Below are 20,253 nucleotides of genomic sequence, written 5' to 3' on the forward strand. Positions count from 1 at the left end.
TTTCTACCTTTCCCCTTCGCGGTGCAGGATGCCTCGTACCTTCTCCAGGCAGTCAGGGGTATCCACCCCCGGCCGGGCCCCGGAGACCGTCAACACCCGGATGGGGATGCCCCCGGACAGAAACCGCAACTGCTCAAGCCGCTCCACCCGCTCCAGCATGCTCACAGGCAGGCTGCGAAACCGCTCCAGGGCGCTTCGCGTATAGGCATAGATGCCGATGTGCCGGTAATACACGACGTCCGCATCGGCCTCAAAGGCGTGGGGAATGGGGGACCGGCTGAAATACAAGGCCTGCCCCTGATCCGAGAACACCACCTTGACGGCGTGGGGGCTGGCGGCCTCCTGTCCGGGCATGGGGCAGCACAGGGTGGCCACGGAAATGCCGGGATCGTCGGCCATGGTCCGGGCCAGCAGCTCCAGATGGGCGGGATCGGCCAGGGGTTCGTCCCCCTGGAGGTTGATGAAGACGTCGGCCGGGATGGAGGCCATGGCCTCGATGATCCGCTCCGTCCCCGAGGCGTGATGGCTGCCGGTCATGACCGCCTCACCTCCTGCGTCGGTGACGGCGCGGGCGATGCGGCCGTCGTCCGTGGCCACCACGACCCGGTCCACCCCGCGCGCCGCCCGGGCCCGCTCCAGGACGCGCACGATCATGGGCTTGCCGCAGATGTCCGCCAGGGGTTTGCCCGGCAGCCGCGTGGAGGCGTAGCGCGAGGGAATGACGATGGCCGTCCGGCTGGCGTTCATGGGCGCAGGCACTCGGCGATGGCGCGCAGTTGGGCGACCAGGGGGGCCACCTCGGCGAAGGGGAGCATGACATGGGCGTCGCACAGGGCCTTGGCGGGCTCGGGATGGGTCTCGAAAAAAACGCCGCGGACATGCCCTGTGGCCATGGCCGCCCGGGCCAGGGCCGGGGCCAGGTCCGGCTGGCCGCCGCTGGCGTGGCCCAGGGCCCCGGGGAGCTGCACCGAGTGGGTGGCGTCGAAAACCACGGGGCAGCCCGTGGCCTGGGCCATGAGCGAAAACCCGCGCATGTCCACGACCAGATTGTTGTAGCCGAACATCGTGCCGCGCTCGCAGACCAGAAAATTTCCCTCCCCGTGCCCGGCGGCCCGGGAGGCATGCCTGGCCTTGGCGATGACGTTGCCCATGTCCCAAGGGGCCAGAAACTGGCCCTTTTTATAATTCACGGGCTTTCCGGTCGCGGCGGCGGCCATGATCAGATCCGTCTGGCGGCACAAAAGGGCCGGAGTCTGCAGGACGTCCACGACCTCGGCCACGGGCCGCACCTGCCAGGTCTCATGCACGTCGGTCACAACCGGAACGCCCAGCCTGCGCCGTATGGCGTCGAGAACCTCCAGCCCCCGATCCATGGACAGGCCGCGAAAACCGGCCACGGAACTTCTGTTGGCCTTGTCGAAGGAGGACTTGAAAATCCAGGGGGTGGCTGTCTGGGAAAATATTTCCTGCAACGCGCAGGCGCTTTCGTACACAAAGTCCGTGCTTTCCATGACGCACGGCCCTGCGATGCAGAAAAAGGAAGAAAAATTCATCATGGCTCTTTTTAAAATGTTATCCTTTTTCCATAGACAACTCGATCATGCTGTTCCACTTTTTCATTTATCTCTGGGAAAATCGCCAGGACGCCGACGTTTCCCGTCAGACATCCCGGCCAAAACGCAGGGGGCACATGGCTGTGGATTTGCCGGGGGTGAACCCCCCTGCTCGCCGACACGCGCGCCAACCCTCTTGCGGCTCGAATTGTCCAGCAGTTTCCCGAGGTTGAACACGTTCACACAAAGTACCTATACCCCCAAACACGCACCCCGCGCAACTGCGGCCACCGCTCCCCACGGCGCGTCCCGGGGCATCGCCGCCAGGGACGCCGCAGAGAAGGAAGTGGCGTCCGACGCATTGCAACAAACGCCGGGAACAGGCACAATCACGAAAGACAAGGGCGACCCGCAGGCTGCGGCGTCCCCCGGAATACCACCCCAAGGAGTCATCATGACCAACGCGACAGACTATACCCTTTTTAGCGGCGGCGCGCAGGGCGCCGAGGCGGAATTCGGTCGCCAGGCCGAAAAATACGGCCTCCAGGAGGTCACCTACACCTTCGAGGGGCACAAGATCGAGCGTACCCGGGGCCTGCGCGTCCTGACCGCCGAGGAGCTGGCCCGCAAGGATGTCAGCCTAAGCTACGTCTCCAAGCTGCTCAACCGCAACTTCAGCAACGGCCCCCAGATCCGCATGGTCCTGCGGACCATCATGCATCAGGTGGATTCGGGCCTGGAAATCTTTGTGGTGGGGGTCATCCACGAGGACGGCACCGTCAAGGGCGGCACGGGTTGGGGGGCGGAATTCGCCAAGATCTGCAACAAGCCCCTGTATGTCTTTTGCCAGGAAAAGGCGAAATGGTTCGCGTTCAAAGGCGTCCACCTGCAGCCGGTTGCGCCCCCGGTCATCAGCCAGACCCATTTCACGGGCACAGGCACCCGGTTTCTTGAGGACTGCGGCCGTCAGGCCATCGCCGATCTGTTCACCCGGTCCTTCGGCCAGGGGTGAGTCCCTTAATAAATACGCCCGTACCGTTTTCAAAAAAGAATTCTATCAGATTGTTGTTTTTCAAATCCGGGCGCACCGATTTCGAGGACATGGCACGAACGCGGCGTCCCCGGTTTAACCCGGGGCGGGCACCGGATCGAACCGGCAGAGCAGGTTGATCTTACACAACACGCCTGTGTTTTTGTAACAGCGCGACGCGAAACGAAGCGTCCGCATCTCTCCACCGGCCCCCGGCCCCCGGCCCCCGGCCCCCGGCCCCCGGACGCCAAGCCCGTCCGGGGGCCGGGCCTGCCTGGACTCAAGGGGAACGCCGACGGCGTGGCTCGCACGCCCCGGCGGACTTCTTCTTGTCCGCGCCTGGGGGGAATGGCGGCGTGGACGCCTCACTCCCCGGCGGACGACCCCTTGCCCGCCTGGGCGGCCTGCTCCCGTTCCTGCTCCATGGCCATGGCCCCGGCGGCGGCCCCGGCGATGGCTGCCCGCGCGGCCTCGGACGTGGCTGCGCCGCCCACCATGGCCTGCATCTCGGGCGGAAAATAGACCGTGACGTTGCGGTGGGCGAAGTCGATGTTGTTCTCCCGAAAGGCCTCCTGCACCCGACGGTACAATTCCTTCTGCACCAGAAACTGATGCCCCGGGATGGTCCGGAACTTGATGCGAAGGATCATGGCCGAGTCCTCCATCTTGCGCACGCCCATGGACTTGATGTCGCTTAACATCCCGGGCCGTAGCTCCTCGTTGCCCATGATCTCCTTGTTGATGCGCTTGATGATCTTTCGGATCTTGTCGATGTCGGCGTCGTATTTGACCCGGAAATCGAGCTTGGACACGATGTAGTCGCGGCTGAAGTTCTGGATGATCTTGAGCCCGCCGTAAGGGATGGTGAAGACCATGCCGCGCGGATGCCGCAGCTTCATGGAGCGAAGCGAAATCTGCTCCACCGTGCCCTTGGCCGTTCCGGCCTCCACGTAATCCCCCACCCGAAAGGCGTCGTCGATCAGGAAAAAGACGCCGGAGATGATGTCCTTGACCAGGGTCTGGGCCCCGAAGCCGATGGCCAGGCCGACCACCCCGGCCCCGGCGATGAGCGGCGCAATGTCCACCCCAAGCGACGACAGGACCACCAGGGTTCCCATGACCACGATGACGCACAGGAGAAACTTGCGCAGGAGCATGAGCAACGTGGCGCTGCGCGACCCTCCCGCGCCGCCGCCCTCTTCAAGCTCCTCGCCGCCAAGCGACATCTCCTCCCGAAGCTTGCGGTCGATGCGGATGCGGATGATCTCCCACATGACCAGCCCGGCCACGACGACCAGCAGGATGCTGGCCACGTTTCGGGCGAGCAGCCAGCCCAGGGGAACCTCCACGCCCCACAGACGGAGCATGACGAAGGCCGGAAACACGATCAACGCCGCGCGTACGGTCTTTTTGATCAGGGGGATATATTGGCTCAGGGTCTTTTTCCCCGGCTCACCGGACGCCTCGGCCGCCATTCCGCCGGACGCCTCGGCCGGGCCGTCCGGCGGAATGGCGGCCGAGGCGTTCCCGGAGGAGATGGGGATGATCTGCTGGTCCTCGCCCGCCGCCATGACCAGAATGCGACGAACCCAGAGGTCGATGCCGATACAGGCCGGGATGAGGAACAGGCTCAGGATCAGGCGCAAAATGGGGATCTCGGACACCATGTCCTGGGCGGTCCAGTACAGGCCCAAAAGCAGGGCATAGGCCAGGGCCGGGAGGTGCCAGTACCGGGCCAGGGCCGTCCGCCACGCGCCCGGGGCGGCGTCCGGGACGTTGCCGGAGATGGCCTGGGCCACGCGGCGCCGGTTGGCCAGGATCATGGCCGCCAGCAGCCCTCCCGTGAGCGCCCCGGCGCAGGCATGAACCACACGGGCCAGGGCCGGGGCCAGGGCTGCCTGCTCCAGGATGGCGCTCCCCACGGCGCAGACCAGTCCGCCATAGGCGATGGCCATGAGCCAGGCATACAGGGTCCGGGCATGGGCGTCGGCCATGGGCGTGGGCCGCAGGGAGGCGTTGTCCGGCGACAGAAGACAGAAGGCGAACGCCCGGATCAGAAGAAAATAGGTCACGGCCACGATGACGATGACGGCCATGTCGTGTTCCGGGCCGTGGGGAGGAAAGACGGCCAGGACCAGGACGAAGCCGACGAGGTAAAACACCGCCGCCGCCAGGCCGCGCAGACAGGCGTGCAACAGAAAGGCCCACAGTCGCCAGAACCGGCCTGGACCAGGCCCCCGGCGGTCGCCCCGAAGCCACGGCCCGACCAGCCGTTGCGACCAGCGGGCGACCCACAGGCAGGCCGTGAGCACAAGGCCCAGTTGCACCAGGACCATGGCCAGATGCCCGGCGCCCCGGCCGTCCGTGAGACGGCTTACGAGGCCCCCGCTGTCCGACAACTCCACCCGGGCCGCATCGAAAAGCCCCGCCGCCCGGGTGAGAAATTCCCGCAGTCCGGATTCAAGCCCATGAAACAGGACGAACAGGGCCACCGGCTCCTGTCCCGGCGGCGTCTCGGCGACGCGGGAGGCGGCGGCCTCGGCGGTCAGTTTTTCCAGCAGCAGCGTCCGGGCCTGGGCGTCGGTCAGGGCGGCCAGCCGGGCCTCGGGGGGGGCGTCAGGCGCCGGGGGGGGCGGCGCGACGGCGTCTTTCCTGGGGGCCTTCCCCGCGAGGCTGGGAATGGCGGCGGCCTGGGCCGAATGGGCCGGGATGAGGAAAAGGGCCAGAAAGAGGGACACAAGAAAGGTCGTGCGTGTTCGTGCCATATGCGCCCCGGTCGTTACACCCCGAAGTGAAAGGTGAACGGATAAAAAAACGCCTCACTCCCGCACAGCGGACAAAGGGAAGCCACTACCGGGAAGCGGGCGTCCCCCCCTCCCAACGGCGCGTATCGTCGCCTGATTGGGCCGAGAGCGGCTCCTCCGGGCGGCATAAGGCAACCCGTTGCGGGGACGCCGTCACACCAAGCGCGATGGCGGCACGCGTCGCCCAGGGCGAATCATCCTCCTTATACGCCGGTATTTCGCATATCTTAAACCCGTGATCCCAGCAACAACCGGGGAAGCCAGAGGGCCAAGTCCGGGACAAAGGTGGTCATGGCACGCGTGGGAAGCCAGGCAAACAGGATCAGATACAATGCCGTTTTCATGGACTGGTCTCTGGGCGCGCCACTTATCTGACCGCTGAGGGACAGCAGTGGCGCCGTCGGAGGGGTCACGTTGCCGAGTCCGAGCTTGACCCCGGCCAAGGCTGCGAAATGAACGGGGCCGACACCAAGCTGCGCCACACCGGGCAGAAGAATTTGAGTTGACCGTAAAACGGCGCGGGCATCATCCATCAACATCCCAGTACTGACCATGAATACGTTTGTCATGAGCAGGATCATGTCTTTATTTTCAGCAATGCTGGTGAGCGCATCCATGATCTGCCTGAGAAGATCCTCCATGAGGCATCCTCGGCTGAACATAATGATGCAATAAATCAGCGGCATGATTGCGACAGTCGTCGCCACGGAACCCCTGCGTTCCAGAAAGACGTCTTCCACTTTTTGGGCTCATACGGCGACAGAACGCTGGGACTGCAGTCGCCGTAAAGATGATCCATGTCACAAAGCCAAGAAACGCAAACGAGACAGAGACCCCAAGCATAAGAAAACGACCAGCATGAGGAGCGAGGCGAGTGTAATCATGACGTCACGCAACTCCCTCCGGATTCCGGGGAGATATCGGACAGGATCTGGTGTGGCCTTTGCCGTATCCAGGGCGAAGTACATGCTCATGGCCAGAAAACCGGCGAAGATGGAATTCTTGGTTACGACTTGCGGGATCATCAGAAGAGGCGTCCTTCCACCCTCGACAAGGCTTTCATAGTAAAGCTCGACAGACTCGACACGCCAAGGTTCGGCCAGACCGAAAATTCCCGAAGACAGGCCCGCGTCCTTCATGGACGCCCTCCGGGAAGGAAGGCTCACCCATCGGAACGGACGCCCGTGCCCCGCTGCCGTGTCCCGGACGCCGTCTCTTTCCAGGGTTGGCGAAACTCCCGACAGGCGGCGCAGGGATGCGTCCCCTCCGGCGCAAGCCGGGGATGACGCTCGAAATGGCGACGCGCCTGCAAAAAAAACGGCATGTTCCACAGCGCGTTGACCGAGGGACCGTCCGGGGTCACGGGATCGCTGAGCACATGCATACTCCCCAGCCGGTTGGGACACAGGTTGACCCTGCCGTGGACGTTCACCTGCAGGGCCGTCCACAGATAGCCGCAGGCCCCCGGGAAGGCGTGGCCGCCCGGCGACCCGGCCCCGGCCCACAATCGGTAGCGGGGATCCTCGGCCAGCCAGCGTTCGACGGCCTGCGGGTCGTCGGCCTCGTCGATGTGCGTCAGGGAAAACGGCAGATCCAGGCGCAGGATGTCCACGCCGATCTCCCGGGCCAGCCTGCGCACCGCATCGATCTCGCCGTAGTTGTGCCGGGAGACGATAAACTGCCATTCGATGAAGGGATGTTTCGCCCCTGCCCGATGTTTGGCCTCCACAATGTCCGCCAGGGCGGCCAGGGCCGTGGCCAGGGAGCCGCCCCGGCGATACCGGGCGTAGGTCTCCTGGGTCGCACCGTCGAGACTGACGTTTAACTGGTCGAGTCCCGAGTCCACGAGGCGCTTTGCGTCGCCTCGCTGCATGGCGTTGCCGTTGGTGGAGGTGCGCGTGAAAAGCTTTTTCGTCTTGCAGACCTTGATCATCCGGAAAATATCTCGGTTCAGGAACGGCTCGCCCCAGCCGTAGAGCTCCACGTTGACCAGCCAGGGGGCGAAGGCGTCAAGGGCCGCCTGGAACGTCTCCATGTCCATGAGCCTGCGCTCCCAGCCCGGGGCATAGGCCAGGCATCCCGGGCATCTCAGCTGACAGGAGGAGGACACCTCCACATAGAGTTGACAGGGCCTGGCCGGGACGTGGGACAGACGCAGCATCCTGGCCATCTCGCAGGCGGCCAGATTCACGGCCCGGCGCGGGGTCAGATGCGGCAAAAGTATCGAAAAAAGGCGTTTGCGCCACCGGCCAAGGCGTGAGCGCCAACGCCCGTGCTCGTAAACGATCATGCTCGGTCCACCTTTGCGGCCCCGCTGCCGCCGACCCAGGGTTCACCGCATGTCGCGCCCTGGTCGCATCCTCAATCATGAAAAAACCGCCCCGCCGGTCACGGCCGCGAGACCGGGCGCACGCAGCGGGCCAAGACCCGGATGTCGCCCACGCCCGCCCCGCGCAAAACCGCGACAAGCGCCACATAGGCCGCAAGCCCGGCCGGGCCGCCCCAGCCGCCGGGCAGCGCGGCGGCAACCATCAGGCCGCCCCCCATGGCCGCCAGCACCCCAAGGTTCACGCACCCGGAGAGACCGCCAGAGCCCTCCCCGCGCGAGGCAGACAGCGACCCGAGCCAGCTGGCCGTATAGGCCGCAAGGGCCGCCCCGGCCGCCCCGATGACCCCGTAAGGCGGTATCAGGACCAGGCTCAAAACGAGGTTCACCCCAAGGGCGGCGGCATTGACGAAAAGCGCCCGGCGCTGGCCGCCCCTGGCGATGAGCACCTGCGACCACAGCATGCCCAGGGCCAGCGGCAACGTGCCAAGGGCCAAAATCCTCAGACAGGGCGCGGCGGGAAGCATCTTTGCCCCATAGAGCGTCCCGGCGATGGGCTCGGCGAAAAGAAAAAAGACCAGGGCTAAGGCCCCGGCCGCCCCGGCCGTGAGGCGGCAAAGGGCCATGGCAAGGTCCGCCCCCTGCGCCTTCCCTTCTCCGCCTGGGGCGGCGAAAAGCCGGGCCAGGGCCGGAAACGCGGCCAACATGACCGCCTGGAAAATGACCTGGAAACGCAGGACGAGATCGTGGGGCGTCTGGAAGAAGGCCACGTCCTCAGGCGAACCGAGCCATTGCAGCACCAGCACGTTGACCCGGAAAAGGTTCTGCACCAGGACCACGGACAGTCCGATGACCAGCGAGACGCCCAGCATGGGCCAGACGAACCCCAGTCCGGCCGAAAGCCTGGGCCGTTCGTAATCGCGCACGACCACGAACCAGGAGGCCAGACAGTGCCCGGCCAGGGCCAGGCATAAGGCTCCAAGCAGGCCGATGGCCCCGAGATCCAAAAAGATCGCCACGGCGAGAAGCGCCCCCCACAACAGGCTTTGCATGACCGCCAGGAGGCATTCGGGCCGCATGCGCTCGTGGGCCTGGAACACCGCCCCGGCCAAAAGCCCCATGGACCGGAAGGCCTCCGCCCCAAGCGCCACGGCCACGGCGGCCAGCCCGGTCCGCGATCCGGCCGGGGAAAGACCTGCGAAACCGGCCAGACCCAGCCCGGCCAGGACGATGAGGGAAAGCCTGATCAGCACCCCCGCGCCCAGGATCGCCCCGGCCTCGCCCGCGCCCCGGCCGGTTTCGCGCACCAGGAATTGCTGGATGCCGCAGTAGCTCACGGACAGGATGGCCCCGGCCACGGCCAGGGCGGAAAGGTATTCGCCGAGACCGTCCAGGGACAGACTCCGGGCCACCACGATGGCCGCGACAAAGCCCATGGCCGCCTGGATGCCGCGCGAGGCGGCCGACCACAGGATATTGGCCGCCACCCCGTGAGGCCTGGGCTGAAGGGGTTTCAACTCGCGCCTTGCCATCTGCGCCTGCGGTGTTGCGGAGTTTCGTGCACGCAATGTGCGGGTTGCGGCCTGTTTGTATGGAAAGCTCCGCCGAAAGTCGATAGAGCACCCGGCATGGATCGACAAGAAGCGCCTTTGCCTGCGTTGCGGGTTCTTCTCCTCAACCCGCCCTTTTTGGCGCGGTTCTCCCGGCCGCAGCGCAGTCCCGCCGTGACCCGAAGCGGCACGCTGTACATGCCTCTGTGGCTGGCCTCGCTGGGCGCGGTGCTTGAGAACCAGGGCTACGACATCCTTTTCATCGACGCCCCGGCCGAGGGGATCGGCCTGCCGGAGACGGTGCGGCGGGCCGAGACCTTTGCCCCGGCCCTGGCCGTGCTCGACACCAGCACGCCGAGCATCGCCGCCGACCTGGACGCCGCCCGGGCCATCAAAGAGCGCCTCCCGGGCTGCTTCGTGGTCCTGGTGGGGCCGCACGCCTCGGCCCTGCCCGCGCAATGCCTCGCCGCCGCGGGCCCCGACGCCGTGGCCCGTCGCGAATACGAAGACACCGTGCGCGACGTGGCCCGCGTCCTGGCCGCGTCCTGCGGCCCGCCGCCCCCGGGGGCCCTGGCCGAGATCCCGGGCCTGTCCTGGCGCGAGGGCGACGCCGTGCGGCACAACCCGGATCGGCCGTTTCTGGCCGACCTGGACGCGCTGCCCTTCGTCAGCCGCTTCTACCGCCGCCACCTGGACATCCGCCGCTACTTCAACCCCAACGCCGCCTACCCCATGGTGACCCTGATCACCAGCCGGGGCTGCCCAGGAGGCTGCACCTTCTGCCTCTACCCCCAGACCATGACCGGCCACAGGCTGCGCAGGCGTAGCGTGGACAACGTCCTGGACGAAATCGCCTGGGTGCTGGACGCCTTCCCTGAGGCCCGTTCGCTTTTTTTCGAGGACGACACCCTGACCGTCGACGTGGACCGCTGTCTGGCCCTGTGCGACGGCATCGCCGCGCGCGGGCTGCGCTTTGCCTGGACGGCCAACGCCCGGGCGGATCTGCCGGGGGAGGTCATGCGGCGCATGCGGCAGGCCGGGTGCCGCATGCTGTGCGTGGGGTTCGAGTCCGCCGACGCGGCCGCGCTTGCCGCCATGCGCAAGGGCATCCAGCCGGGCGGAGCCCGGCGTTTCATGCGCGATGCCGCATCCTGCGGCATGCGCGTCCACGGCTGCTGGATGTTCGGACTTCCCGACGACACCAGAGAGAGCGTCCTGCGCTCCATCGAACTGGCCTGCGCGCTCGGCACGGACACGGCCCAGTTCTATCCGGTCATCCCCTATCCCGGCACGGCCATCCACGCCGACTATGCGGCCCGGGGCTGGCTCCCCGAACCGGAGCGCACGCGCTGGCTCACCGCGACCGGCCGTCACGCCAGCGTGGCGGGCAACGGCCACCTCACTCCTGCAGAGATCGAGGAACTGTGCGCCCTGGCCCGACGCCGCTTCTACCTGCGGCCCGGCTATCTGGCGCGCAGGCTTTTTTTGGCCATGGGCAGCGCCGACGAATTCAGACGCACCGTCATGGCCGGCCGTCGCTTCATCCGGCATCTTCTTCCCGGTGCGGAAAAATAAGGACGCGCCCATGACCGCTCCGACCACCGAGGCTGGCCTGACCGGCCCGACCTCCCTGCCCCCCCGGACCTCCCAGGCCGGCCCGCCGCTGTGTTCCGTGGTCATCCCGGCCCTGAACGCGGCGCGCCACCTGCCCGGGTGCCTCGCGGCCCTGCATGCCCAGACCATGCCTGCGGCGGCCTTCGAGATCATCGTGGTGGACGACGGCTCAACCGACGACACAGCCAGCGTGGCCCAGGCATGCGGCGCAACCTGCCTCTGCCAGCCCCACACGGGGCCCGGAGCGGCCCGAAACCGTGGGGCGCGCATGGCCCAGGGAAGCATCCTGGTTTTTACCGACGCCGACTGCCGCCCCGAACCGGACTGGCTCGAGGCCATGGTCCAGGCCCTGTCGGCCAGAGCCGGGAGCAGCACGGCTGGCGCACAGGGGGTCTACGCCACGGACCAACAAAGCCTCGTGGCCCGTTTCGCCCAGTCCGAGTTCGAGGACCGCTATGAACTGATGCGCCGCCATCCCTCCATCGACCTCGCGGCCACCTACAGCGCGGCCTACCGGCGCGACGTCTTCCTGGAGGCGGGCGGCTTCGACGAACGCTTTCCCCGGGCGGACAACGAGGACACGGAACTGTCCTACCGGCTGTCGGCCAAGGGCCACTCCCTGGCCCTGGCCCCCGGGGCCGTGGTCCGCCATCAGCACCCCGCCACCCTTGGCAGCTACCTGCGCCGCAAGTTTTCCCGAGGCTACTGGCGCACCCAGGTGTATCGCCTCTACCCGGACAAGGCCGCCCGCGACCGCTACACCACGGTCCCGGTCAAGCTGGGGACGCTGGCGGCCATGGCCTGGATCTTGGGCAGCCTGGCTGGGCTGGCGGCCCTGCCCCTGGCCGGGGGCGGCCTCCTGGCCCTGGCCCAGGTCTGCCCGGCCGCCATGTTGGCCCTGTCCTGGCCCATGGCCCGGAGAAACTGGCATTCCCGCCGCGCCCTGGGGGCCGTCACGCCGGGCATGATCCTCTTGCGGGGGGTGGCTCTGGGCTGCGGGGTGCTGTGGGGGATGGCCCGGCCCGCGCCGGGATTTCAGGCTGGAAAAGACGGCGGCAAGGACGAAAAGATCAAGCGGTAAGGCTTTTTTTGGCGCATAGGGCGCGGACAGGCCCGTCGTAGCGGTTCATCTGCTCCTGCAAAAAACCACGGTCGCCATGAATCGCCAAGGCGCGCTGCGGACAGATCATGAAGCAATAGAGGCAGCCGACGCACCCCGCCGCCGCGAGTTCGGCCAGGGGCACGGCCCCCTTGCCCGAAAGCAGGCTGTCCGGCGAAAGGCCCATGGGACAGACGTCCCGGCAGGCCGCGCACCCGGTGCAGGCGTCTCGGACCATTTCCAGGGCGCTGATGCGGGCGTCTGCGGCGTCGAACATGTCCTGGCGGACCCCTGACAGGTAGAGCAGGCCGCCGAACCACTTCGAAGCGGCCAGCCGCACCCCCGGCGGACTGGCCCGAAGCCGCCGGAAAAGCCCGCCAAGCGGCGAACGCAGGGCCAGCCAGGCCGCCGGGGTGGGCCGGGCCGGGGTCAGCGGCCGGGGGAGCGTCGGCAAAAGACCCTTTTCGGCCAGCCGCCTGACCGCCTCTTCCGTCACGGGCGTGAGCATCCCCGACTGTCGGGCCAGTAAAAGGGGCGCGATGCGCGCGACCGCAATGCCCGCCATATGGGCGCAGGCCAGATCGACGCCAAACGCGTCCCGCCCCACGACCAGGATGTCGGCGGCCACGGGCGTCCCGCGCGATGGGCCCATGCCCTCCATGGCCACGATCCCGTCCACCACATGCAGGCCCGGGGCCAGGGCCGCATGCAGCCGCAGGATGTTGCCGGGCAGATCCTGGTGCGTCTTTTTCTTGTTCTCCTGCCCGATCAGGCAGCCGATGAGGTTTTTCAGACACACGCTCATGCCCGTCTCGAAGTGGGTCTTGAGCTTGGGCAGGTTGATAAGCAGGTCCGCCTGGGCGCATTCCCCGGCCGCATAGGCCGTGACGCCGCCCGAGAACTCCACCGCATGCGGCGCGGCCGAGGCGTTGCAATCCACGACCCGCGCCCCGTAGCGCGCAGCCAGGACATCCACGCGCAGCCGCCCGATGACGTCGATGCCCGCGCGATAAAAGCCGCTGTTGGTTCCCTCGGCCACCGTCAGGTGGCGGCACCCCCTGTCCGCCAGCACCCGCAAAAGCCCGGACAGGACGCGCAGGTCCGTGGTGTTGCCGGTCAGGGCGTTCATGTAGGAATTGAGGTTGGGCTTGAGCACGATGCGCGCGCCCATGTCGTGGGGCAACAGGTCCGGCCGGGCGTCGAACACCCCGGCCAGACGCCGCACCACATCGTCGAAGCTCACGGCCCGCAGAACCTGGACCGGGGCCACATCCGGCCAGACGCCCGCGTCAGCCATGCGACCCGTCCCCATACTCGGCGTTTCCGGCCTTGTCGCCCCGCACGAGAAGCGGCAGCGTACGCAGCATGATGGAGATGTCCAACCACAAACACATGCCGCGAAGATACGCCAGGTCGTGTTCCAGGTGCTCATGGATAGGGCGGCCCCGGTGGAGCGAGATCTGCCAGAGCCCGGTGAGACCCGGCTTGGCCGCAAGGCGCAACTGCTCCCTGACGGTATAGGCCGCGACGATGTGCGGCATTTCCGGGCGTGGGCCGACAAGCGACATGTCGTTTCGCAGAACGTTGTAGAGTTGGGGGAGCTCGTCCAGATTGGTGCAGCGCAAAAACCGGCCCACCCGGGTCACCCTGGCGTCGGCGGCATGCCTGGGGTGGGGGGCGTAGGGCTGCGCCTCACGGTGCATGGTGCGGAACTTGTACAGCGTAAACGGCCGCCCGAACCATCCCGAACGCGTATGCCGGAAAATGATCGGCCCCGGGGAATCGATGCGGATTGCGGCAGCAAGGAGCAGCATGACCGGAATCGCCAGGGGCAGGGCCATGACGGTGCAACACAGATCGAGCGCCCTCTTGAGCGGCCGGTAGAGGCGCTCACGCTGCAACGTCTCTTCCGCCCCAGGAGCGGGCGAACTTCCTGTCTTGTGCACCATGGTCCTCTCCACTCCCAGACCGGCAAGCCCATACGTGAAAAACACCATTCGGGGAAGTACTCCGAAAAGCCTTGCCAGGGATTGCGCGGGCGTCGTATTTGTTCGGGGATGGCGGTGGCCGGGCGCGGGAGAGAGGAAGACGGATCGTGGAAACAACGGGGACGAAAAGAGCCATCGTGCTCGGCTGGGACGGGGCCACCTTCGACGTCATCCGTCCGCTCATCGCCCGGGGCCGCATGCCCCATACCGCGCGGCTTATGGCCGAGGGCGCCTTCGCCAGGCTTCGCTCCACCATCCCCGCCGTGACCCCGGTGGCTTGGACCACCATGATCACCGGCGTAAACCCCGGCAAACACGGCATCCTCGACGGCCACCAACTCGATCCCGAAACCGGCCGCATCCGCTTCGCCAGCGCCGCCATGCGCCGCGCCCCGCCCCTGTGGTCGCTTATTAACGCCCACGGCGGCAGGACCGCCGTGCTCAACGTGCCCGTGACCTATCCCCCGGAACAGGTGAACGGCTTTCTCGCCCCGGGCATGTTCACCCCGCCGGGCGCCCCAGACGCCATCTTTCCGGCCGACATGGGCGCGGCCTTTCTGGCCCGTTTCGGCCCCCTGGCCGACTCCCCCCCCAAGTATCCCGACCCCCTCCGCTATCTGGAGTCCCTGCTTGCGGGCGTGCAGACGCGGCTGGAGATGGTGTTGTGGCTGATGGAACGCGGCCCATGGGAACTTCTTTTTGCGGTCTTCATGGAGGTCGACCGCGTACAGCACTTCTTCTGGCAATACCGCGACCCCGCCCATCCCCGCCACCGCGAACTCGGCGACGCGGTGGATCGCGTCTACGAGGCCCTGGACGCCGCCCTGGGCCGAATCCTCACGGCCGTCGGTCCGGATGCCATCGTGGCCCTGGCCTCAGACCACGGCGCAGGGCCGCTGCACACCGGAGTATTCCTGAACGCCTGGCTCATGGACCAGGGATTGCTGCATATGACGCGCGACTTTGAAAAGACCTTTTCGCGGCCCGCCGCCGGTGGTCTGGGACTGTTGCGCCGCGTGCTGGCCAAGGCCGTGTCCGCCGTGGCCCCCAGGGCCGCAGCGGCCATGAAGGCCGGGGCTCTGGCCTGCGAGCAGGCCCGGGTCAACAACCTCCTGCGCTCCATCATCGACTGGGAGCGCACCCTGGCCTGGTCCGACGGCATGGGCGGCGGCATCTATGTCAACCCGCCCGCCTCCGAAGGCCCCAAGGGACGCACGGCGCTGTGTCGGCGCCTGTCCGCCGGGCTTCAGGGGCTCGTCGATCCGCGCACCGAGAAAGCCGTGATCGAAGCCGTGCACTGGCGGGAGGACATCTATCACGGCTCCATGGTCGAGGCCGCGCCGGACCTCATCCTGACCTGCGCCCCCGGCTACCAGATCTACGCCCCGCACGAATTCCTGATCAACGCCAAGGCCCCGAGCCGGGAACTCTTCCTCGACCATCCCTGGTCCGGCCGCCATGAAGAATACGGCGTCTTCGTCCTGGCCGGTCCCGGCGTCGGCGGCGGCGACGCGGATCGGTGCGAGATGGCCGACGTGACGCCCACCCTGCTCACCCTGCTCGGCATCCCCCTGCCGGAGGGGCTTGACGGCCATGCCTTGTCCCGAGCCCTGGCGGACGGCGGCCCGCCGGATTCCGCGTCCGATCCGGCGGCGGTCTCCGGCCGACAATCCCCTGACATGGCCGACGGCGGGCCAGCCCCCGCCGACCCACAGCTTGCCCCGGAAGACGAAGAGGCCATGAAGGCGCAACTCAAAAGCCTGGGGTACATGTAATGCCTTCACGGCGCCTGGACAGCCGGAAGCCGTGCGTCCTGATCGTCGGGGCGGGGCTGGCCGGGCTGTGTGCCGCAGTGACCCTGGCCGAGGCCGGGCAACGCTGCCTGCTCCTGGAACGGGAGCCCGAGGCGGGCGGGCTGGCCCGCTCACTGACGCTGGACGGCGTCACCTTCGACTACGGCCCCCACGTCCTTTTCGAGGAAGACAGCCCTGGCGGGCGGCTTCTCGTCGACATCCTGGAGGACGGGCCGGTCATCTCGCGCCGGTTCGCCTTCGCCATCCAGGCCGGGGGGAGGCACTTCGCCTTTCCCAACCATTTCGACGTGCTTCGCTATCCCTGGCGCTATCAGCGCGAGATACTGGCCGGGCTTCTCGGCCCCCGTCGGCCAGGCGACGATTCGGCCCGGGGCGAGCTTTCGGCCAAGACCGGTCCCGGCCTGTACGCCCTGCTTTTTGCGGGCATGCTGCGGAAAAAGAGCGCCCTGGACGGCGACGCCCTGCACCGCCACTGGCTTTTGCGACCAGGCCGGACGGTTCACGGCGACCTGGAGCCCCTGCCCCGCCAAAGCAAACTGGCCACGCTTTTCGGCATCATCACGCGCCTTCGGCGGCGCTATCTCTATCCGGCAGGCGGTTTCGGACAGCTGCCGGATCGGCTGCTTGCGCGTTTTACCCGGGCAGGGGGCCGGAGCATGCTCGGTTGCGGGCCGATTGCGTTTTCCCGCGAGGCGGACCATATCCGCGCCGTGACCGTGGGCGGACAGCGGATCGCGGTGGACCAGGCGATCTGGACCGGGCCCATGGACCGGCTCCAGCAGGCCTTGGGACTTGGCGGCGCGCCCGCCCCCCGTTTTGAGGACATCCTACTGGTTTTTCTGACCTACGACTGCCCCCGCCCGCCCCGGCGGCCCTTCGTCTATGTCTACCACCCGGATCCGGAAATCATCTTCAACCGCAGTTCCTACCCCGCGTCCATCTTCAATGGGCTCGGGCCGTCCGGCCGCGAGGGCATCTGCCTGGAAATCACGCCGGGGGCGGTTCCGGGACATCATTGCATCGACGATCTCGTCCGGCGGGCGATAGCGGATGTGGAGCGCCTGGGCCTGCATCCCACCGCGCGGTTGCGGGAGAAAAAGGCCCTGCTTTTGCCCTCGGCCCTGCCGGTGTACGATCTCGGCTATGCGGCGCGCATGACCGCAGCCCGCCGGGACATCCGGGCCGTGGGCAACCTTTTGAGCGTGGGCCGACTCGGCGGCTGGCATTTCTGCATGTCCCCCGAGGCCGCAGACCAGGGGATCAAGGCCGCCCGCGCCGTGCTTGCGAAATCCTGCGGGAGGCGCGACCCATGAGTTTCGCCACGGCCACGCGCGGCGGCGACGCCCGCTCCCGGCTGCGCATCCTCAAGCGGCACGCCCAGGCCTTTGTACGTCACGCCACGCTTCGCCGCCTCGGCAACTTCGTTCTGGCCGAGTTCGAACGCCTGATCGGGCGGGAGCACGTCTCATCGCGCCCCTACCTGCTCAAAATCGAACCCTCGAACATCTGCAACATGCACTGTCCCTACTGCCACGACGGCCGCAGCGCCCCCGGACCCGGCCAGCGCCCCTACGGCCGGATGACCCTGGGGCAGTTTGCCCGTGTGCTCGACGACGCCGCGCCCTGGCTTTTCAAGATCAACCTGTACGGCTTCGGCGAGCCGTTTTTATTCCCCGAAACCTTCGACATGATCCGGCTGGCGGCCGACCGCAACATCGGGGTGGGCGTGTCCTCGAACATGCAGCTTGCCGATCCCGGGCTGGCGCAACGCATGGTGTCCTCGGGGCTGGAAACGCTTATCGTCTCCATCCACGGCGCGACCCAGGCCAGTTGCGCCCGATTCATGGGCGGCGGCGACCTGGATCTGGCGCTTGGCAACGTGCGGGCCGTGATCCAGGCCCGGAATGAGGCCGGGACCGCGCTTCCCTTTGTGGACTGGCAGTACTGCGTGACCGGGTTCAATGCCGGGGAGATGGACGCAGCCAGACGGTTGGCCCTCGATATAGGCGTGGACCAGATCCGCTTCATCCGGCCGTTTCTGCCGAAAAGCGCGCCTCCGGACTGGTCCTGGTCCGGTTTCCCGCCCATCGACGAAAACGCCGAACGGCAGGGATGCCCCTGGCTGTGGCGGGCCGCCTACATCAACTGGGACGGCGGGGTGTTGCCCTGCTGCCGGGACGTGCGCAAAACGGCCAACGATTTCGGCGACGCCTTCGACCCGGGGATTTCGCGGCTTTGGAACAATGACCGCTTTCGGGCCGCACGGCGGCTCGTGGCCAAGGGGGTGGACGCGGACGACGGCACGGCGCGGATGGCGGGCGTCATGTGCGCCGCATGCCCGGCCGTCCGGGGAACCCGGGGGCGCACGCGCCCATGACCCGGCCGCGCATCGCCGTGGACCTGCACAGCCTGACCGGGCTCATGCAGGGCGTCAGGACGTATTCCCTGCAACTGGCGCAGCGTCTGCCGGGCCTGGACCCGGACAGCGACTACCTGTTCTACCTGCCGGACGTGCGCGGCGACGAGGCCGCCCGCCTTGCGGTAAAAAACGTCTCCCTGCGCCGGATACCCGGCTCACGACTGGCCCGGCTGCTCAGCTTCGGGACCAGGCTGGCCCGGGACCGGGCCGACCTCCTGCACGGACAGTACCTCTCGCCGCCCTTTCTGCCCTGCCCGGCGGTGCTGACCCTGCACGACGTGCTGCACGAATCCCACCCCCGGTTCTATCCCGCCCGCATGCGACTGCTCATGCGACGGCTCTACCCCCTGGCGGCGCGGCGGGCGGCCCTGGTTTTGACCTGCTCGCAGTATTGCCGCCGCGAGATCATCGAACGGTACGGCGTCCCTGAACATCGTGTCGCGGCCATTCCCCTGGCCGCAGGCGGGGAGTTCCGGCCTGCCCGGAACGAGACGGATCGTGCGGAGGCATCCGCCGTGGCGGCGAAATACGGCCTACGCGGCCGGTACGTGCTGTTCGTGGGCAGGCTTGAACCCAGAAAGAACATCCCCGCCCTGGTGCGCGCCTTTCAGGCCCTCGGGCCGCACGGGGGCGGGGAGCTGACATTGGCGGCGGCGGGCATGGCCGACCCGCTCTTTGCCACCCGGGACGCCCGGGAGCTTGTCCGGGGCGACCGCCGGGTGTCCCTGCTCGGACGTGTGGCCCCGGAAGATCTGCCGCACCTTTACCGGGGGGCGGAGCTTTTCGCCTTCCCCTCCCATGCCGAGGGATTCGGTTTGCCGCCGCTTGAGGCCATGGCCAGCGGCGTACCGGTGGTCTGCTCGGACACCACCGCATTGCCCGAGGTGGTCGGCGACGCAGGACTTCTGGTTTCGCCGAACGACGAGGCCGGGTTGGCCAGGGCCATGCAACGGATACTGACGGACGGCGAACTCCGTGCCAGCCTCATCGCCAGGGGTCTGGCCCAAAGCGGCCGGTTCAGCTGGGACGCCACGGCCAGGGCCACCTGCGCCGCGTATCACCGGGTTCTGGGGGACGTCTGATAGGATCCGCCGGGCGGGGCGGGCGATTTTGTTTCGATCAGTTCCCCCGGCTCGAAGAGGTCCAGGAAGCGCATGGCCCCGGGATCGTCCAGAAGCCGTCGTTCATAGCGGCGGGCGAACTCCCGGGCTATGCGGGTCTCGACGTCCGGCCCGTCCGACCGCCCGGCATCCTGGACGTCGGACGGTTCGAGGGGCGGTTCAATGGTCACGGTGAACGGTTTCGTCTTCCCCCGGACCACAAAAAGCGGCAAAATGGCTGCGCCGCAGCCCAGGGCCATACGCGCGGCTCCCGTGGGGAAAAGCACCGGCTGGCCGCACAGGCGAACCAGCACATGCTCGCCCAGACGCCTGAGCCATCCGGCCCCGTCACCGGAACACAGCACCAGGCCGTTTTCGCGAAGGACTCTGAACGCGGGCAAGAGCCCCTCCCGGGCGTCGAGCATCTCGCCGGGAATCGCGCCCTCATACCGCCTGCGAAGACGCAGGGACACCCCCCGCCCCACGGCGCTCAGGCCCGTCTCGTTCACACACCCGATCTGCATGGCCCGGCGCCCCAGAAGGGACAGCGCGGCCAGGGCCAGTTGCTCCGGTCCCAGATGGGCCTGGATGAGCACCGCTCCGCGCCCCCTGGCCAAGGCCGCGTCCAGATGTTTTAGCCCAGAAAAATCGGCGATATCGGCCAGGGACTCCCGGGCCAGCCGGGGATAGACGAAGACCAGAAGCTGGCTCACGTAGTGGTTGCGGAAGTTCTCGCGCACGGCCCGGCGCATGGCCTGGCCCGGGGCAAGGCCCATGCGGCCGAGATTTCGTTCCAGACGGCGGCGTTTGTCCGCAGCCACGGCCCAGTGCAGGTCTCCCAGGGCCCGAAAGACCGCCAGGGCCGCGCGCGGCGGCAGACGCTCCACGACGAAGCGGAAGGGATACCAGGCCACAAGGCGCAGGAAATCGCGCAGGAAGGATTCGCGGACACGCAC

The 20,253-nt window shown here is 67.4% G+C and carries 17 protein-coding genes; 7 read left to right on the forward strand and 10 right to left on the reverse strand.

The genetic code is table 11. The features are described 5' to 3' along the window. Positions 1-3 precede the first annotated feature (3 nt). Together kdsB and kdsA are read right to left on the reverse strand one after the other, a co-directional pair. A complete protein-coding gene (gene kdsB, locus GD606_RS11565) occupies positions 4-747 on the reverse strand; it encodes a 3-deoxy-manno-octulosonate cytidylyltransferase (protein ID WP_163303945.1) in 744 nt (247 codons plus the stop codon). Further along, complete coding sequence (kdsA, locus tag GD606_RS11570) at positions 744-1,556, reverse strand: 3-deoxy-8-phosphooctulonate synthase (protein WP_163303944.1); 813 nt, start codon at positions 1,554-1,556, stop codon at positions 744-746. The genes kdsB and kdsA overlap by 4 nt, the downstream gene beginning before the upstream one ends. Positions 1,557-2,007: 451 nt before the next feature. Between kdsA and GD606_RS11575 the strand changes: the two genes are divergently transcribed. Then, positions 2,008-2,565, forward strand: a complete 558-nt coding sequence (locus GD606_RS11575) for a hypothetical protein (RefSeq protein ID WP_163303943.1) — start codon at positions 2,008-2,010, stop codon at positions 2,563-2,565. Between the two features lie 383 nt (positions 2,566-2,948). Here the strand turns inward: GD606_RS11575 and GD606_RS11580 are convergent, their stop codons facing one another. The 5 genes from GD606_RS11580 to GD606_RS11600 form a co-directional block, all read right to left on the reverse strand. Further along, positions 2,949-5,348, reverse strand: coding sequence for a mechanosensitive ion channel family protein (locus GD606_RS11580; protein ID WP_176629288.1), 2,400 nt, complete (start codon positions 5,346-5,348; stop codon positions 2,949-2,951). Positions 5,349-5,614: 266 nt separating this feature from the next. After that, positions 5,615-6,127, reverse strand: a complete 513-nt coding sequence (locus GD606_RS11585; protein ID WP_309550335.1) for a TRAP transporter large permease subunit — start codon at positions 6,125-6,127, stop codon at positions 5,615-5,617. 60 nt (positions 6,128-6,187) lie between these two features. Continuing rightward, positions 6,188-6,526: a hypothetical protein gene (locus tag GD606_RS11590; RefSeq protein WP_163303732.1), complete on the reverse strand. Its 339-nt coding sequence runs from the start codon at positions 6,524-6,526 to the stop codon at positions 6,188-6,190. Positions 6,527-6,549: 23 nt separating this feature from the next. Next, a complete protein-coding gene (locus GD606_RS11595) occupies positions 6,550-7,677 on the reverse strand; it encodes a radical SAM protein (protein WP_163303731.1) in 1,128 nt (375 codons plus the stop codon). A 98-nt stretch (positions 7,678-7,775) separates the two neighbouring features. Then, positions 7,776-9,200 (reverse strand): oligosaccharide flippase family protein, encoded by a 1,425-nt coding sequence (locus tag GD606_RS11600; protein ID WP_163303730.1) that lies wholly within the window; start codon positions 9,198-9,200, stop codon positions 7,776-7,778. Positions 9,201-9,341: 141 nt separating this feature from the next. Here GD606_RS11600 and GD606_RS11605 point away from each other — a divergent pair, with 141 nt between their 5' ends. Further along, positions 9,342-10,838 carry a B12-binding domain-containing radical SAM protein gene (locus GD606_RS11605; RefSeq protein WP_163303729.1) on the forward strand — a complete coding sequence of 499 codons (1,497 nt, stop codon included), beginning with the start codon at positions 9,342-9,344 and terminating at the stop codon, positions 10,836-10,838. A 10-nt stretch (positions 10,839-10,848) separates the two neighbouring features. After that, positions 10,849-11,958, forward strand: a complete 1,110-nt coding sequence (locus tag GD606_RS11610; protein WP_163303728.1) for a glycosyltransferase family 2 protein — start codon at positions 10,849-10,851, stop codon at positions 11,956-11,958. Here the strand turns inward: GD606_RS11610 and GD606_RS11615 are convergent. Both GD606_RS11615 and GD606_RS11620 read right to left on the reverse strand, forming a co-directional pair. Next, a complete protein-coding gene (locus GD606_RS11615; RefSeq protein WP_163303727.1) occupies positions 11,948-13,273 on the reverse strand; it encodes a DUF362 domain-containing protein in 1,326 nt (441 codons plus the stop codon). The two genes, GD606_RS11610 and GD606_RS11615, sit on opposite strands and share 11 nt — an antisense overlap. Further along, the gene (locus GD606_RS11620) at positions 13,266-13,925 is read right to left on the reverse strand and encodes a sugar transferase (RefSeq protein WP_163303726.1); all 660 of its coding nucleotides are present in this window, start codon (positions 13,923-13,925) and stop codon (positions 13,266-13,268) included. The genes GD606_RS11615 and GD606_RS11620 overlap by 8 nt, the downstream gene beginning before the upstream one ends. Positions 13,926-14,101: 176 nt before the next feature. Here GD606_RS11620 and GD606_RS11625 point away from each other — a divergent pair, with 176 nt between their 5' ends. From GD606_RS11625 to GD606_RS11640, 4 genes are read left to right on the forward strand one after another with little or no spacing between them, the layout of a single operon-like run. Then, positions 14,102-15,739 (forward strand): alkaline phosphatase family protein, encoded by a 1,638-nt coding sequence (locus GD606_RS11625; protein ID WP_176629289.1) that lies wholly within the window; start codon positions 14,102-14,104, stop codon positions 15,737-15,739. Continuing rightward, positions 15,739-17,091: a protoporphyrinogen/coproporphyrinogen oxidase gene (locus tag GD606_RS11630; RefSeq protein ID WP_163300510.1), complete on the forward strand. Its 1,353-nt coding sequence runs from the start codon at positions 15,739-15,741 to the stop codon at positions 17,089-17,091. The genes GD606_RS11625 and GD606_RS11630 overlap by 1 nt, the downstream gene beginning before the upstream one ends. Further along, the gene (locus GD606_RS11635) at positions 17,088-18,155 is read left to right on the forward strand and encodes a radical SAM/SPASM domain-containing protein (protein WP_163300511.1); all 1,068 of its coding nucleotides are present in this window, start codon (positions 17,088-17,090) and stop codon (positions 18,153-18,155) included. Before GD606_RS11630 ends, GD606_RS11635 begins: the two co-directional genes overlap by 4 nt. After that, entirely contained in the window at positions 18,152-19,279 is a 1,128-nt protein-coding gene (locus tag GD606_RS11640) for a glycosyltransferase family 4 protein (protein WP_163300512.1), read from the forward strand. Before GD606_RS11635 ends, GD606_RS11640 begins: the two co-directional genes overlap by 4 nt. Here the strand turns inward: GD606_RS11640 and GD606_RS11645 are convergent. Further along, positions 19,255-20,253, reverse strand: a complete 999-nt coding sequence (locus tag GD606_RS11645) for a lysophospholipid acyltransferase family protein (RefSeq protein WP_163300513.1) — start codon at positions 20,251-20,253, stop codon at positions 19,255-19,257. The genes GD606_RS11640 and GD606_RS11645 overlap by 25 nt on opposite strands.

Source organism: Desulfolutivibrio sulfodismutans DSM 3696, from assembly GCF_013376455.1.
In the GTDB taxonomy this organism is placed as follows: Bacteria; Desulfobacterota; Desulfovibrionia; order Desulfovibrionales; family Desulfovibrionaceae; genus Desulfolutivibrio; species Desulfolutivibrio sulfodismutans.